18 protein-coding genes and 1 tRNA gene are annotated in these 14116 nt (G+C 51.6%); 3 read left to right on the forward strand and 16 right to left on the reverse strand.

Going from position 1 to position 14116, the window contains the following annotated elements; genetic code table 11:
- The 11 genes from PPOP_RS00890 to PPOP_RS00935 all read right to left on the reverse strand — a co-directional run.
- On the reverse strand, positions 1–772 hold a 772-nt coding region (locus PPOP_RS00890; RefSeq protein WP_006284093.1), incomplete at its 3' end, for a MucBP domain-containing protein.
- Positions 720–1298: a hypothetical protein gene (locus PPOP_RS00895; protein WP_006284094.1), complete on the reverse strand. Its 579-nt coding sequence runs from the start codon at positions 1296–1298 to the stop codon at positions 720–722. The genes PPOP_RS00895 and PPOP_RS00890, both read right to left, overlap by 53 nt.
- 539 nt (positions 1299–1837) lie before the next feature.
- A complete protein-coding gene (locus PPOP_RS00900; protein WP_006284095.1) occupies positions 1838–2125 on the reverse strand; it encodes a hypothetical protein in 288 nt (95 codons plus the stop codon).
- A gap of 75 nt (positions 2126–2200) precedes the next feature.
- Positions 2201–2425: a YuzB family protein gene (locus PPOP_RS00905; protein WP_006679269.1), complete on the reverse strand. Its 225-nt coding sequence runs from the start codon at positions 2423–2425 to the stop codon at positions 2201–2203.
- 112 nt (positions 2426–2537) lie between these two features.
- The gene (locus PPOP_RS25020) at positions 2538–2663 is read right to left on the reverse strand and encodes a hypothetical protein (RefSeq protein WP_267879046.1); all 126 of its coding nucleotides are present in this window, start codon (positions 2661–2663) and stop codon (positions 2538–2540) included.
- Positions 2664–2728: 65 nt separating this feature from the next.
- A complete protein-coding gene (locus PPOP_RS00910) occupies positions 2729–3943 on the reverse strand; it encodes a M14 family metallopeptidase (RefSeq protein WP_006284097.1) in 1215 nt (404 codons plus the stop codon).
- Between the two features lie 147 nt (positions 3944–4090).
- A complete protein-coding gene (gene racE / locus PPOP_RS00915; protein WP_042226891.1) occupies positions 4091–4900 on the reverse strand; it encodes a glutamate racemase in 810 nt (269 codons plus the stop codon).
- Positions 4901–5150: 250 nt separating this feature from the next.
- Positions 5151–5438 (reverse strand): YtxH domain-containing protein, encoded by a 288-nt coding sequence (locus tag PPOP_RS00920; RefSeq protein ID WP_006284100.1) that lies wholly within the window; start codon positions 5436–5438, stop codon positions 5151–5153.
- A 44-nt stretch (positions 5439–5482) separates the two neighbouring features.
- Complete coding sequence (locus PPOP_RS00925; protein WP_006284101.1) at positions 5483–5914, reverse strand: DUF948 domain-containing protein; 432 nt, start codon at positions 5912–5914, stop codon at positions 5483–5485.
- A gap of 91 nt (positions 5915–6005) precedes the next feature.
- Complete coding sequence (locus PPOP_RS00930) at positions 6006–6647, reverse strand: helix-turn-helix transcriptional regulator (protein WP_042226894.1); 642 nt, start codon at positions 6645–6647, stop codon at positions 6006–6008.
- 127 nt (positions 6648–6774) lie between these two features.
- Positions 6775–7152 (reverse strand): cupredoxin domain-containing protein, encoded by a 378-nt coding sequence (locus PPOP_RS00935; RefSeq protein ID WP_006284103.1) that lies wholly within the window; start codon positions 7150–7152, stop codon positions 6775–6777.
- 327 nt (positions 7153–7479) lie between these two features.
- Between PPOP_RS00935 and PPOP_RS00940 the strand changes: the two genes are divergently transcribed.
- Positions 7480–7731, forward strand: a complete 252-nt coding sequence (locus PPOP_RS00940) for a hypothetical protein (protein WP_042226897.1) — start codon at positions 7480–7482, stop codon at positions 7729–7731.
- Positions 7732–7794: 63 nt separating this feature from the next.
- Positions 7795–7869, forward strand: a tRNA-Ala gene (locus tag PPOP_RS00945).
- 93 nt (positions 7870–7962) lie between these two features.
- Here the strand turns inward: PPOP_RS00945 and nrdR are convergent.
- Positions 7963–8436, reverse strand: a complete 474-nt coding sequence (gene nrdR / locus PPOP_RS00950; protein WP_042226899.1) for a transcriptional regulator NrdR — start codon at positions 8434–8436, stop codon at positions 7963–7965.
- Positions 8437–8558: 122 nt separating this feature from the next.
- Here nrdR and PPOP_RS00955 point away from each other — a divergent pair, with 122 nt between their 5' ends.
- On the forward strand, positions 8559–8780 hold the full coding sequence (locus tag PPOP_RS00955; RefSeq protein WP_006284106.1) for an alpha/beta-type small acid-soluble spore protein: 222 nt from the start codon (positions 8559–8561) through the stop codon (positions 8778–8780).
- 159 nt (positions 8781–8939) lie between these two features.
- Here PPOP_RS00955 and coaE read toward each other — a convergent pair whose 3' ends face one another.
- The 4 genes from coaE to polA form a co-directional block, all read right to left on the reverse strand.
- Positions 8940–9536 (reverse strand): dephospho-CoA kinase, encoded by a 597-nt coding sequence (coaE, locus tag PPOP_RS00960; RefSeq protein ID WP_006284108.1) that lies wholly within the window; start codon positions 9534–9536, stop codon positions 8940–8942.
- Between the two features lie 30 nt (positions 9537–9566).
- Entirely contained in the window at positions 9567–10277 is a 711-nt protein-coding gene (locus tag PPOP_RS00965) for an MntP/YtaF family protein (RefSeq protein WP_042226902.1), read from the reverse strand.
- A 98-nt stretch (positions 10278–10375) separates the two neighbouring features.
- Positions 10376–11218, reverse strand: coding sequence for a DNA-formamidopyrimidine glycosylase (gene mutM, locus PPOP_RS00970; protein WP_006284111.1), 843 nt, complete (start codon positions 11216–11218; stop codon positions 10376–10378).
- 63 nt (positions 11219–11281) lie between these two features.
- A complete protein-coding gene (gene polA / locus PPOP_RS00975) occupies positions 11282–13951 on the reverse strand; it encodes a DNA polymerase I (protein WP_006284113.1) in 2670 nt (889 codons plus the stop codon).
- Between the last annotated feature and the right edge of the window lie 165 nt (positions 13952–14116).

Here is a 14116-nt window from a genome sequence, read left to right on the forward strand (position 1 = left end):
CTTTAACTTCAGCCGGTGCTTTTGGTTTTAGTTCTTCTGTTGTACCTTGTTTGTACAGCTTCACGTTTACTGGTTTAATTTCGCTGTAATAGAATACAACTTCGTTATCACCATCTTCAACTTTATACTCCATTTTGGCCTTCTCTGGCTGAAAACCGTCTACTTCAGGTGCGTTTACAGTTATTTCAGCACCTACATTACCTTTAACTTCAACCGGTGCTTTTGGTGTAAGTTCTTCTGTTGTGCCTTGTTTGTACAGCTTCACGGTTACTGGTTTAATTTCGCTGTAATAAAACACCACTTCGTTATCACCATCTACAACTTTATACGGCATTGTGGCCCTCTCTGGCTGAAAACCGTCTACTTCAGGTGCAGTTACAGTTATTTCAGCACCTACAATATCTATTATTGGTGCTGGTTCTCTTTGTGGTTTAAGTTCTTCTGTTGTACCTTGTTTGTACAGCTTCACGGTTACTGGTTTAATTTCACTGTAATAGAACACAATTTCGTTATCACCATCTACAACTTTATACGGCATTTCGGCCTGTTCTGGCTGAAAACCCTCTACTTCAGGTGCGTTTGCAGTTATCTCAGCACCTACAATTGGGAATCTTGGTCCGTATGCAGTAAATTCAACACCTATTTCTTCAACTTGATGTGGGAATTTTGGTGTAAGTTCTTCTGTTGTACCTTGTTTATACAGCTTCACGGTTACTGGTTTAATTTCCTGGTTTAATTTCGCTGTAATAGAACACCACTTCGTTATCACCATCTACAACTTTATACTCCATTTTGGCCTGCTCTGGCTGAAAACCCTCTACTCTAGGTGCGTCTACAGTTATTTCAGCACCTACATGACCTTTAACTTCATCTGGGGATATTGGTGTAAGTTCTTCTGTTGTTCCTTGTTTGTACAGCTTTACGGTTACTGGTTTAATTTCGGTGTAATAGAACACAACTTCGTTATTACCATATTTAATAATAAACCCCTTACTCCTAGCATCTGTACCAAAACCCTCCACTTCAGGTGTTTTTACCCATTTCAGCTCACCTACAGTACCTACAATACCTTCTACTTCTGCTGGATTTTTTGGTGTAAGTTCTTCTGTTGTATCTTGTTTGTACAACTTCACTGTTACTGGTTGAAGTTTTGTCATTGCTGCTGAATCATCACTGTCACCATCCGCCTTAGCCACCTTCACTATCACGGGATCCATGCAAGTTGGCAATGTCAAAGAGGTCAACACTGCTGATGCTAAAAGAATATAAAGTAACTTCTTTTGTTTCATAATTTCCATAACTTCTTAATCTCCCCTTATGCACTATTTTCATGTGTAGCACCAGTAGTTTTTTCAATAAATTTCAATATATTATGGAAAAATTTACTGGACAACAAATAATATATCGGCTAAACACCCGAAGTTTTTGAGTCTTGGTCACTTAAACTAGATGTTGCAAGCATTCTGCTTCCAGTAGGCTGTAAAACGATTCGATGTGCGCATTCTTATTGGGCGTCTTCGGCGGTATTCGTTCATGTGTCACGTCATACGCTGCACACGCTTCTTCAAAGACGTGAACGACAAATAGACCCCACCTAGCAGTCAGAATGGGGCCAATGTATGATGAATGCAGATTCGTTCATGCGACAGGAATCTGGAAGGTGCGATGACCATGGCATGAACGGAGCGAATGCCTCAGACTCTTGCAACTCGGCAAGTTGCGGCAACGGTTCGAATAGATACGTGAGATACCGGAATGATGCAGACATCCAAAAAGAACTCCCGCGACTGCAGTATTTCGCGGGAGTTTGACTTATTTACAAATATTGAGTGCAGCTTTATTCTTCGCGATGTTCCCATTGCTCGCTGCTGAGAAGAGAGTTGAACCGGTTCTGCTGCTCTTCAAGCATCGCTTCGGCTCGTTCCACCGGCTGCTGGTTCAAGCTCAATCCGGCCTGTTCGACGGCCCGTTCCGCATGCTGCAGCGATTGCTCGGCTTGCTCGACGGACTGCTCCGACGGATGAGACATCGCCTGGGAGACCGCATGGCGAGCGGTCTTAACCGCATTTTGGGCCTGGGAGATCGGATTCTGCGACTGCAGGCTGGAGTCAACCTTGTTCGGCACGATGTAAGCCTCCTTCGTCTGTGTTATTCATATACAACGTTAGGATGTGCTCGACAGCATTTTCTATACCAACAGCTAGCCCTTCAGGAACGCCTTCGCCTTCTCGATCGCCTCGTCCTCCGTCGGCGCCGTGACATATCTTCCGTTAATAAAAATAAATACACGCTTCAGACAATGGCCGCAGTACGATTTGCACCCGATTTTAATTTCCGCCTCGGGATCCAGCTTCTTCACCTTTGGCAGGAACGATTTCATGCTGATATGGCGGCATTTATCACATATACGAATATCATTAGCCATAATTGCTCACTCCATCTTAATCCCTTCATCTTGATGTAAACAGAAAAGACCCATGTTGCTATCGTTATTGTAAGGGAATGGACCTGCAGAAGCAACCGATATGACCACAACTTTAGCGTACGGGATCGTATTTTATGACCCGCTTGGACAACCATGGCATCAGAATCATCGTGAACAGGATGATGCGGCGGACAGGATGCCTGCTTCCGGCCTTGATGGACATAGGATTGCGGCCCATCCGCACACCTCCTTGCCCTTAGTGTGTGCCATCCGGCTCGCATCATACGGCCCTCCTGAGACGATCTATTCCTGGACTTGCCCGTTCAATGCTTCCCGCAAAATCGCCGACACTTCCTTGTACATTCCATCGAAGTCATCCAATGGCAGCGGGCTGGCACCGTGGCCGACCTCGACCGTAAAGCCAGGCTTGCGGAAGCGCTGAATGAACCAATCTTTATAGCCGGCATCACTGCCCGACAGCTTGACGGCCCGGTAACCACTGACCGATTCGAACCGTTCCGCCCATGCGAGCGCTTCGGGCGGTTCGTAACCACGGTAGTTCCAGTAAATCTCCCGTCCTTGCGTATGGAAGGACAGTGCCAGTTCGAACAAATTCCGTTCCGTATAGGCAGCGAGCGCGGCAGCTTCAGGCTCGGACAGAGGATGCTCCCCACCGAAATTCAGCGGCGCCGGGGAACGCATTCCGCGCCGTGCCCGTTCCTCCTCCCAATGCGCCGGGAACTGATCATTCAAGTCAACGCCGCGGATGTTCGCTTTCCACCGTTGGAAGCGCTGGGAGCCCTGATTCCATTCCTTCACCAAGGAATAGAACGGATGTCGCGGCGAGATTCCCTCCTGCACCAATTCGATACCGTCCGGATTGACCATCGGCACAATTTTCAGCACGGTTCGCTCGTATGCGGCCCGCGCATTCCAGCCAGGCCATGACTTACCACTCTCGCACGATCGCGCATAATCTTCGATGAACTGCATAAGCAGCGCCGAAGTAATCCATTCATTCGCATGGACACCACCATTCGCATGAATTGGCACCTGCCCGCGCCCGATGCTGACGGCCGGGATCGGCTTTCCGAGGACGCTATATCCGATCGTCTCGACTTTGACGCATGAATAGCGGCGAATGACTTGCCGAAGATCCCCCATCAGTTGGCCAGGGCCATATTCCGCTTTTTTCCGAAGCGTTTCATTTGTACAAACGTATGGAATGAACACCCTCTGCCCAACCGTTAGCCGATCCGGGGCCAAGGATGGATTCACGGAGCGCAGCAGTCCTTCCGAAACGCCATGCCGGGAAGCAATCCGGCACAAGGTATCGTGCGGCTGGACGGCATAAGTATCGTATGGACGCGCCGGTATCATGAGAACATGCCCGGGAAGCGCATACTCGTCGGGATCAAGCTGTGGATTGCAAGCAACCAGCGCAGGCAGATTAATTCCATGCCGGGCACAAATGCGCAAATAGGTATCTCCAGGCTGTACGGTATAGGGGATATGCATCGTTCGAACCCTCCTTCCTTTCCTTATTGATACATATGCCCCGTACAAAGCAGACATGACTGAACCTGGCACAACCCAAAAGAGCATGCTTTTCGCAACAATCGCGAAAAGCATGCTCTTTGGCATGGCGGAAAACGAATAATATAGCTATAAGATTCGAGACATTCGCCATACGACGGGTACGGCGCATATTTGCTCGCCCAGCCAGGCGCGGGCAATCTTCTGGAACATTTCCGGATCTCCGCTGCAAAAAAATTGATGAACCGGCATCTCCAAACTATGGGCGAGCTGCCCTTTATCATGCAAAATTGTACTGATTTCCCTCGCGGTCTCTTCGGCCGAGTTGATAAGTTGAACCTCCGGGCCCATGACCAGTTGAATCGCATCGGTTAAAAAAGGATAGTGCGTGCACCCTAATATTAATGTATCGAAAGGCAAAGAGCACAATGGTTCCAGGGCTTCCCGGACAATGCCCAGGGCTTCACCGGATTGGAACAAGCCTTTTTCGACGAGATGAACGAAGGTCGGGCAAGCCTTGCTGACAGCCTCCACATGAGGAGACAATCGCTTGAGCGCCTGATCGTATGCGCCGCTTCGAATCGTTCCGTCCGTGCCGATGACGCCTATGTAGCCCGTCTTCGTAGCCGATAGTGCGGCCCGGGCTCCTGGATAAATGACGCCGACGACAGGAACCGGGACATGGGCGCGAATCTCTTCCAAGGCGACCGCCGTCGCCGTATTGCAAGCAATTATGATCATCTTCGGCTGAAATTGGATAAGATAGTCCACAATCTGACGCGTAAACAATCTCACTTCCTCCGAGGATCGGGGGCCGTAAGGCGAGCGGGCGGTGTCGCCGAAATAAATGATCTGTTCTTGTGGAAGCTGGCGCATGACTTCTTTGACGACCGTCAAGCCTCCCACACCTGAATCAAGCATTGCTATAGCTTGTTGCACGAATACACCGCTTCCTTTGTCTCTTGATTGACTGACCTGTGATACCATATGTACAGCAGAGCTAAAATGTACCTCGATCTTAACAGCAATGCAGACAAGGTTCAAGTTCGACTATCGTTCCATTTTCACACAATGCAAGAGGCAGCAGCACCACGGAAGCGCTCCACGCAAAGAAGCATCCCTGCTCCTTCCCGGGTAAATGTCAGGAAGAACAGGGATGGCGGTGAACTCATATCGAAGACGGAACGCCTTATCTATGCGTACCTTCCAATTCCTTCTCTGCCTCCTCGGATGCGGCATCCACTGTATCGTCAAGCACCGTCAACTCTGCTTCGTTGTCTGCCTGACGCCATTCGCTCCATTGCTGCTGAATGCCGACCGCCTTCTCCCGTGTGGCAGTCAGGAAATTATCTTTATGCTCCGCAATATCGGCGCGCAGTTCGCTGCCCGATTTGGGCGCCAGGAACAATGCCACTACCGAACCAACTACACTCCCAACGAGCGTCCCGATCCAAAACTTCTTGTTGCCATTTGCCATGTGATTGCCCTCCTCTGTCGGCATCGCCCGGGTTCATGCGATTGTCAAGCTTCCGGCGGGGATTCGTTCCGGGACGCTCGCCGCTGCCATTCGTCCCATCCTGCTGCAGCCCATTCCAACCATTGGCCGGAGGGCCGACGAGAACGGGAACCCGACTCGTCGCGTGATCCGCTCGCCTGTCGCCCCTTGCCCCCGAACCACCGCTCGGCCCTGCGCCCCCAATCCGCCAGCACCCTGCCCGTCTGGCGAAGCGATTCGCTCCATTCATTCAAGGTGCCGATCACTTCCTCGGCAGCCTCCACAGTTCGCTCGGCCTTCCCGGACAGATCCGACAGCCGGCGAATTAGCCGCTTCGATTCCTCAGCACACTCCTCAGCCTTAGCCAGCGTCCGGCCCAAGCGAAGCAGCACGGCTATTCCCGAACCGCACAGTGCCGTACATGCAACGGCAGCAAGCAGAATACTCCACGCAATCATGGCGGCTCCTCCCTATCTCCAGCATCATCCCGGGCAAATGCCCATGTTGTAATGACAGTATAGATAGATTGAGCTTGTCTTGATACACTTATTACGCAAAAATGAAATTGCGAATCCGATATGTGCAGCGCTGGCCCTGCTCCGCGATGCATTCGGTGCGGGTCACATCCGCATCCAACAATTCGCGGAACAGCGCCAGCTCGCAAGCACAAGGCTGCTTATAATGTTGGGCCACCTGTGCGATGGGGCAATTATACTCATGCAGCAGCCAGATTCCATATTCTTCCTGCTCCGTCTCAACCATATATCCATTGCGATCCTGAATGGTCCCCAGGGCTTCGACACGTTCAACCAGGCTGGATTGGCCCATTTGCGGAGCATACTTTTCGATCAGCGACTGCTTGCGGCTCTCGAACAGCTTCCCGATGCCATCTTCCTCCAGCCGGCCCTCCATCTCCTTCAGCAAGTCCAGAATCAGTTGATGATATTGCTTCGGGAACTGTTCATCCCCTTTGGTCGACAGCCGATATATACACAGCGGACGGCCCATCGGCTGGCGAACCATCTCGGTCTCCAGCAGTCCTTGTTCCTCCAGTGTATACAGATGCCTGCGCACGCCCATTTCGGTCATGTTCAGTTGAATGGCCAGTTGGGCAGCCGACATCGCTCCATTCGTCTTGAGCAACATCAGCATCTGTTGTCGGGTCGACGTTTTCGAATCAGACTGTTTCAATACGAACCACCTTTGTTTGGGTTGTTTTTGTATCGACATTGTATCTTATCCCGGCAACCGAGACTAGATCCTTCGGGAACGATATTCAACCGTTCCTCGATCTGTGTCCTTTTCCTGAAAAACCTGCTTATTCAACGATCAAATAAGATTTCATATTATCATGACCTGTACCGCACATAACCGAACAGTGAATGACATATTTCCCCGTCTTGTCGAAAACAAAGTCCTTCTCCATTTGACCATCTCTCAAATCAATTTTGAAATCTTCAATGGCAGCACCGTGGAAGCCGGATTCATTCACCAGCTTCAGGCGGACTTTTTCTCCAGCCTTGACCTTATATTCGGCCTGATCGAACGTAAAATCATTCCTTGCTGCGATCTTAACAAGCTTAACGCCTTCTGGAGCTGCTTCTTCTTGCTCCGCCTTCGGCATATTGAACAGCAATAATCCGATGGCGAATACGCACGCAATGCAGAACAATGTGAACATTGCCCATTTTTGCATAACTGTCATACTCCCCTTTGTCGTTACATTTATCACCCTTTATATTACAAAATTTTTCCTAAGCCTCTCAACCCCACCTTTACATTTTCCAAATCATTTTTAAAATTTGTGACGACTTGATGAACGAAAACGTATTTTGTTTATTTTGTCAGCCGGAGGGGATAAGATAATCAAGTGGCGACGTGCCAACGACCTGCTTGAACAAGGCCTTCAACGCTCAGGCAAAGAAAACATTTCGCGGCTTATACACAAATAAATTGACAAAGACAATAAAAAGACATTAAGATGTAAAATGCAAAAACATTAAAGGGAGCAGGTGACCTACCCGTGAACTACCAACCGATGGTAAAGGAAAAGACGTTAATTGAGCGCAACGATGAAGACAGCCTGTATCAAGTCAAAGTAAAATTACAGGATGGCACTCAATGCCGCGTCATCTACAACAGAGGAGCAATTACGATCAGCCGCTTGCTCTCCATTCCTTGTCCCGTATGCAGAAAAGACTTCATTTGCTCATGTCTGAATAGCTTCACGGAACAAATTGACAGCCAAGTCCATTTATCTGACATGCTTGATTAAATAAATAAATAAATAAATCCTGTTGCAATTCGAGAGATGTGGTGGTACAATGTAACAGGCAACGGGGCATTAGTTCAGGGGGAGAACGCTTCACTGGCAGTGAAGAGGTCAGCGGTTCGAATCCGCTATGCTCCACCATCATAGCTACATTCGAGAACATCTGAAGGAAGATGTTCTTTTTGTTATGTTTGCACATAGAGGAACCCGCAAGGGTTCTTGGATGCGGGTTCTTTATGGGTGCTCCCCTAATGAATTTTTGGACAGCAAGTGGGTCAGTTCCTTCATGAACATATTGATATCCTTGAATTGGCGATATACGGAAGCAAATCGCACATAGGCCACCTCATCGACCGGATACAATTGCTCCATCACCCGCTCGCCAATAATACGGCTCTCTACTTCGGCATGAGCCGTATTCCGGAGTTGCTTCTCTACTTCGGACGCTATCATCTCCAGCCGTTCCACCGAGACCGGCCTTTTCTCACAAGCCCTGATTAGGCCTCGCAGCATCTTGTCGCGGCTGAACTCCTCGCGGCTACCATCCTTCTTAATGACAATCAGCGGCGTCTCTTCGACCATTTCGAAGGTCGTGAACCGGCGGCTGCACAGATCGCATTCCCTTCTCCGCCGGATGGATTTGTTATCATTGGCAGGCCGGGAATCCAACACTTTTGTACCAAGATGATCACAAAATGGACATTTCAAATGGTGTTCCTCCCCTCTTCCCGATTGAACTCGGATGTAATAGCAAATGCCAGGCGTTACCTGTAATGAACTTACCGAGAATGCACACAATACAATTACCAAGCGCAAGGAGGTGAATAGATGTGGGCCAAAACAACCGTTCCAGCAACAACCTGGTTGTACCTCAAGCAACTGCAGCTCTCGAGCAAATGAAGTTCGAGATCGCTCAAGAATTAGGCATTGCCATTCCACAAGACGGATACTACGGCAACATGGCAACCCGTGACACCGGCTCGATCGGGGGATACATCACGAAGCGCCTGGTACAAATCGCAGAGCAACAACTCGCAGGACAATTTAAATAAGGAATTGCGAGCATCGGAGCAAGCCGGCAACCCCGGATTGTCCGATGCTTATTCATTTCATCCCACATACATCCTCATATTATCATAATAATGGATTACGCGCTGGACGTACAGCTTAACGAGCAACACGCTTTTTCCGCATCAGATTCATGATTCGGTTCATAGCAAGCCTTTCTGAAGCAAGAGTTGTTCCACCTGCTGCCGAGTCTCTTCCATTCCCTTACTATTATCGATGACGAAATCTGCCCGTTCCCGCTTCATTTCAATATCCCATTGGGAGAGAAGCCGTTCGAACGCTTCCGCTTCGGTCCATCCGTCCCGCCGTATCAAGCGCTCCAATTGAATCGCTTTCGGGATGTAAACAACAACGATCTCCTCGAACCGATCAGTCAAACCGGACTCGTACAACAGCGGGACATCCACCACGACAAGGGATTGCGGATGCTCTTTCTCCAGCCGGCGCATCTGCGTCATCATCTCATGCCGGATGGCGGGGTGGGTAATCTCCTCAAGCGCCTTCCGCTCGGCGGCATCGGAAAAGACAACGTTGGCAAGCCGCTTGCGTTCAAGTGAGCCGTCCGGCAGCAGCATGTCCGCTCCGAACCGATCCGCGATCTGATCTAAGACGGAACTGCCAGGAAGCACGATCTCCCTGGCAATCCTATCAGCATCAACAAGTAGAGCACCCCGTTCCACGAGCAGACGGGAGACGGTGCTTTTACCCGACGCAATCCCGCCGGTTAATCCGATGTTCATGCCTTCACCTCATTTATTTGCCTGCCTGCATTAAGATATCAATTTTAACATCCCCATCAACATTAACAACAATCCTGGAATGAATGATATTTTCTGAATCCAGCGCTTGTGCGAGAACTTCATTCCCAGATGCATGCCTGCCCGCAAAAAGGCGCCGCTGAATAACGCGATCACAAGAGCCGTCAGCAAAGACGGATAGCCTAGCAGGGATGCCCCGATCCCTCCGCCGAACGCATCAAGGGACAACGCGGCTCCGAGCCATGCCGCTTCGGCGGCGCTAATGCTTCCCGAGCGGTCGATATCGGCAGCGGAAGGCGTCTTCAATATTTGAATGACTAGGCCGAGGCGGCGCAACTGGATGCGGATCAGCGGCTTCGATTCCGCCCGGCCGATCCATTCCTTCAGCTCCTGCGGAGGAATCGGCTTCATACCGCCACTCCGGCTTCGGCTCGCTTCCGTCGTATCCTCCCTCTTTCGAAGCAACTGGATGATCGCCCAGGCCCCGATCGCAATCAGGATAACCGATCCGGACCAATGGGCGGCAGCCAGAGATACGTACCGCACCAGGAGTCCTCCGGCCTGCATCGCCAGCCAGATGAACAATCCGGAGCATATCGAAATGATCACGATCGAAAATATCGGAATGCTTACGCGACGCAGTCCGTAATTCATTCCAACTCCGAAGCTGTCAAGGCTCAGTGCAAACGCCAAGACGAACATGGACGCTGCTTGCATTAGCATCACATTCCCTCCCTGCTCGGCGAGAACCGGCCGCGCATCGGCACGGGCTTCCCGCCGGTATACCCTATCATATGGGCAACAGCGGAGAGGGGTGAATGCTAATTGGCCTGTTGGGAATGCTTCTGGCAGCGCGGACAAAAATGCGTGCCCCTGCCACCGACAACGCTCTTTTCAATGATTTGGCCGCAGCAGATGCACGGCTCACCTTGGCGACCGTACATTTGAAGCTGATGCTGGAACATTCCAATTTCTCCCTGCCCATTGACATAGGATTTGATTGAGGAGCCTCCGGCCTCGATCGCCTCGGTCAACGTGGCGACAATGGCTTCATGCAAACGGACGTATTCCGCGTCGGTCAGCTCGTTCGCCGGCCGCAACGGATGGATACCTGCCCGGAACAGCGCTTCATCCACATAAATATTCCCGATGCCTGCCACGACATGCTGATTGAGAAGCACCGGCTTAATGAAGCTGCGGCGCTTGCGCAGCAAGGCAATCAGCACATCGGGCGTGAACTGTTCCGAAAGCGGCTCTACCCCCAGCTTCTGTAGCGGCGGCATGCTCCATTCCTCGCCGCGCCGGAACAGATGCATTGTGCCGAACTGGCGCACGTCCTTGTACCGCAGCTCGCTGCCGTCCGTCAAATGGAAGATAACGTGGGTATGCTTCTCCACCGGCTCCCCTGTCTGGAACAGGCCGTAGCGCCCTTCCATTCGCAGATGGGATACCAGCGTCAGCCCGTCCAGCAAAATGCGGAGGAACTTGCCCCGCCGCTCCACTTGTTCAATCGTATGTCCGCTCAATGCGTCGCAGAACTCTTCTATATTCGCTGGACGCTGGATGATGCGGGGGAGCGTAACGGTCACACGCTCGATCGTCTTTCCCGCTGCCAGCGTATGTAATGTCCTCTTGACCGTCTCCACTTCCGGCAATTCCGGCATGTCAATCACCTCTTGTTGTCCATGATACCGAATAACGTCCTCCTGCAGAGTACGGGTCTCGATTTACTTCGCTTCGTACCAATTGCTGCCAGAGCTTACATCGGCGCGAAGCGGCACATCGAGCTTCAAAGCCGCTTCCATGACTTCCGGCACCAGCTTCTTCATCGTGTCCACTTCATCCTCCGGCACCTCGAACACCAATTCGTCGTGAACCTGAAGCAGCATCCGGCTCTTCATGCCTCTCTCCTTGAGCAACGCATCCATATGGACCATCGCCAGCTTGATAATATCCGCAGCGGTGCCTTGGATCGGCGTATTCATCGCCGTCCGTTCCGCGAACGAACGAAGATTGTAGTTCGATGCGTTGATATCCTTGAGATATCGTCTGCGCTCGAGCAGCGTCGTGACGTAGCCGTCTTGGCGCGCCTGCTTGACAATATCGTCCATATATTGACGAACACCGCGGAACACATGGAAGTACTGATCAATGAACGCGGCCGCCTCCTTACGCGTAATATGCAGGTTCTGAGACAGCCCGTAGTCGCTGATGCCATACACGATGCCGAAGTTGACGGCCTTCGCCTGGCGGCGCATATTGGAATCGACCTGGTCGGCGGCGACACCGAATACGTTCATCGCGGTCTTCGTATGAATGTCCATATCGTGGATGAACGCTTCTTTCAGTTTGTCATCGCCAGAGATATGGGCCAGAACGCGCAGCTCGATCTGGGAATAGTCCGCCGCGACAATGTGCCAGCCCGGCTCCGAAGGCACGAATGCCAGGCGGATTTGCCGTCCTTCTTCGATCCGGATCGGAATATTTTGAAGATTCGGATACTGGCTGCTCAGGCGGCCCGTCGCCGCAATCGTCTGACGGTAATAGGTATGGACCTTGCCCGTGCTCGCGCGCACTTCCTTAAGCAGCCCATCAATATAGGTAGACTGCAGCTTCGTCATCTGCCGGTAGAGCAAGATAAGTGGAATGATGTCATGGTACGGCTCCAGCTTCTCCAGCACCTCGGCATCGGTCGAATATCCCGTCTTCGTCTTCTTGATGACCGGCAAGCCCAGCTTATCGAACAGAATCTCACCCAACTGCTTCGGCGATCCGATGTTGAATTCGGAACCAGCCAGCTCGTAGATGCGCGCCATCGTCTCCTCGATCTGCTGCTTGAAGTTCGTGCCCAAGTCGTGGAGACTCTGCTTGTTCACCCGAATGCCCGTCTTCTCCATCTGTGCCAGCACCTTGGACAGCGGCAGCTCCAGATCATAATACAGCCGGTTCATCTCCTGCTCTTGCAGCGCCTTCTCTATCACCGGCTTCAGAAGCCGGACGAGCTTCGCCTTGCGAGCCGCATGCTGCGCGACAAGCGTCTTCTCCGGCACCTTGAATTTGGCGCCTTTGCCGTATACGGCGTCATTATCCTGCGAGGAAGGCAGACCGTACTTCACCGCGACGGCCTGCAGCGTAGCCGAAGCATCCTCCGGATTGAGGAGGTAGGCTGCGAGGTGGACGTCGAAGACGGCTCCTTCCAGTGGAACTCCCGCCCAATGAAGCACCAGCTCGTTATAGTGGAGATCGCAACCGCTTTTTGGACGCTGCCCGTCTCCCAGCCACGCCCGCAGCTTGGCTGCTTCTTCGCTCTGCAATTCATCTGCCGTCACATACCAACACTCTTCCTCCGTCCCTACGAGCAGGCCGATGAGCTGTGCCTGATGCGGATTGTCGCCATGGGCTTCCACAATCAGCACGTCAGCAGCGGCGAGCGTCTCATTCAGCCCAGCCCATCGGCCTTCCCCGGCCAGACGGACATTGAGGCTCTCTGCGGAGAACGATTCATCGACGGCGGCAGGCTTGGCTTCTCCACCAACACCGGATTTTTCAAGCCGTTGGATAACGGATTTGAACTCAAGCTTACCGAGCACCGGCAACGTCTCCGCTTGCAAGCCGTCGTACTTCATCCGTTCCGGCGGCAAATCAAGCGGAACCTCCCGGAAAATGGTGGCCAGGCGCTTGCTCATCCGGGCATCTTCCGCATGATTGATCAGATTTTCCTTCATCTTGCCCTTTAGCTCACTCACATGCTCCAGCACGCTCTCGACACTAGAATACTGATGCAGCAGCTTCAATGCCGTCTTCTCGCCAATCCCCGGAACGCCCGGAATATTATCAGAGGTGTCACCCATCAATCCTTTCAGATCGATAATCTGTTCTGGCTTCAATCCGTACTTCTCTTCTATCTCGGCCAGCGTATACTTCTCTACCTCTGACACGCCCTTGCGCGTAAGCAGCACGGACACGTGCCCGGAAGCGAGCTGAAGCATATCCTTGTCCCCAGTGACGACGAACATGGTCTGTCCCGCTTCATCCGCCTTGCGTGTCATCGTGCCGATGATATCATCCGCCTCGTAGCCCGCAAGCTCGAAATGGGCGATGCCCATCGCCGTCAGCAGCTCCTTCAGCAGTGGAAACTGCTCGGACAGTTCAGGCGGCGTCTTTTCCCGGCCACCCTTGTAATCCTGATAGTCGTCATGGCGGAACGTCTCCTTGCCCGCGTCAAATGCGACCAGCATATGAGTCGGCTGCTCCTCCTCCAATATGCGAAGCAGCATCTGCGTAAAGCCGAACACGGCATTCGTATGTAAACCTTGCGAGTTCGTCAACGGTGGCATCGCAAAAAAAGCACGATAAATAATGCTATTGCCGTCGATGACGATCCATTTTTCCTTCATTAAAATAACACCTCAATCCCGTCTCATGCTTTCATGATAGCATAGCGCAAACCCGAATAGGAAATCGAATATAGCCATGGCACGATGATAGGAAGCCCCATGATCCTGTCTTACATGAATCACCACGTACGTTACGCCTGGAGCAAATAGGAAAACCGCCCGGAT

The sequence above is a fragment of the Paenibacillus popilliae ATCC 14706 genome, assembly GCF_000315235.1.
In the GTDB taxonomy this organism is placed as follows: domain Bacteria; phylum Bacillota; class Bacilli; order Paenibacillales; family Paenibacillaceae; genus Paenibacillus_B; species Paenibacillus_B popilliae.

Bases quoted from the DNA above. Each gene is read 5' to 3' on its own strand.
- PPOP_RS00895 (WP_006284094.1), bottom strand. From the start codon at position 1,298: ATGGAAATTATGAAACAAAAGAAGTTACTTTATATTCTTTTAGCATCA.
- PPOP_RS00905 (WP_006679269.1), bottom strand. From the start codon at position 2,425: ATGGCTAATGATATTCGTATATGTGATAAATGCCGCCATATCAGCATG.
- PPOP_RS25020 (WP_267879046.1), bottom strand. From the start codon at position 2,663: ATGGGCCGCAATCCTATGTCCATCAAGGCCGGAAGCAGGCATCCTGTC.
- PPOP_RS00910 (WP_006284097.1), bottom strand. From the start codon at position 3,943: ATGCATATCCCCTATACCGTACAGCCTGGAGATACCTATTTGCGCATT.
- PPOP_RS00920 (WP_006284100.1), bottom strand. From the start codon at position 5,438: ATGGCAAATGGCAACAAGAAGTTTTGGATCGGGACGCTCGTTGGGAGT.
- PPOP_RS00925 (WP_006284101.1), bottom strand. From the start codon at position 5,914: ATGATTGCGTGGAGTATTCTGCTTGCTGCCGTTGCATGTACGGCACTG.
- PPOP_RS00935 (WP_006284103.1), bottom strand. From the start codon at position 7,152: ATGCAAAAATGGGCAATGTTCACATTGTTCTGCATTGCGTGCGTATTC.
- coaE (WP_006284108.1), bottom strand. From the start codon at position 9,536: ATGAACATCGGATTAACCGGCGGGATTGCGTCGGGTAAAAGCACCGTC.
- PPOP_RS00965 (WP_042226902.1), bottom strand. From the start codon at position 10,277: ATGCTAATGCAAGCAGCGTCCATGTTCGTCTTGGCGTTTGCACTGAGC.
- mutM (WP_006284111.1), bottom strand. From the start codon at position 11,218: ATGCCGGAATTGCCGGAAGTGGAGACGGTCAAGAGGACATTACATACG.
- polA (WP_006284113.1), bottom strand. From the start codon at position 13,951: ATGAAGGAAAAATGGATCGTCATCGACGGCAATAGCATTATTTATCGT.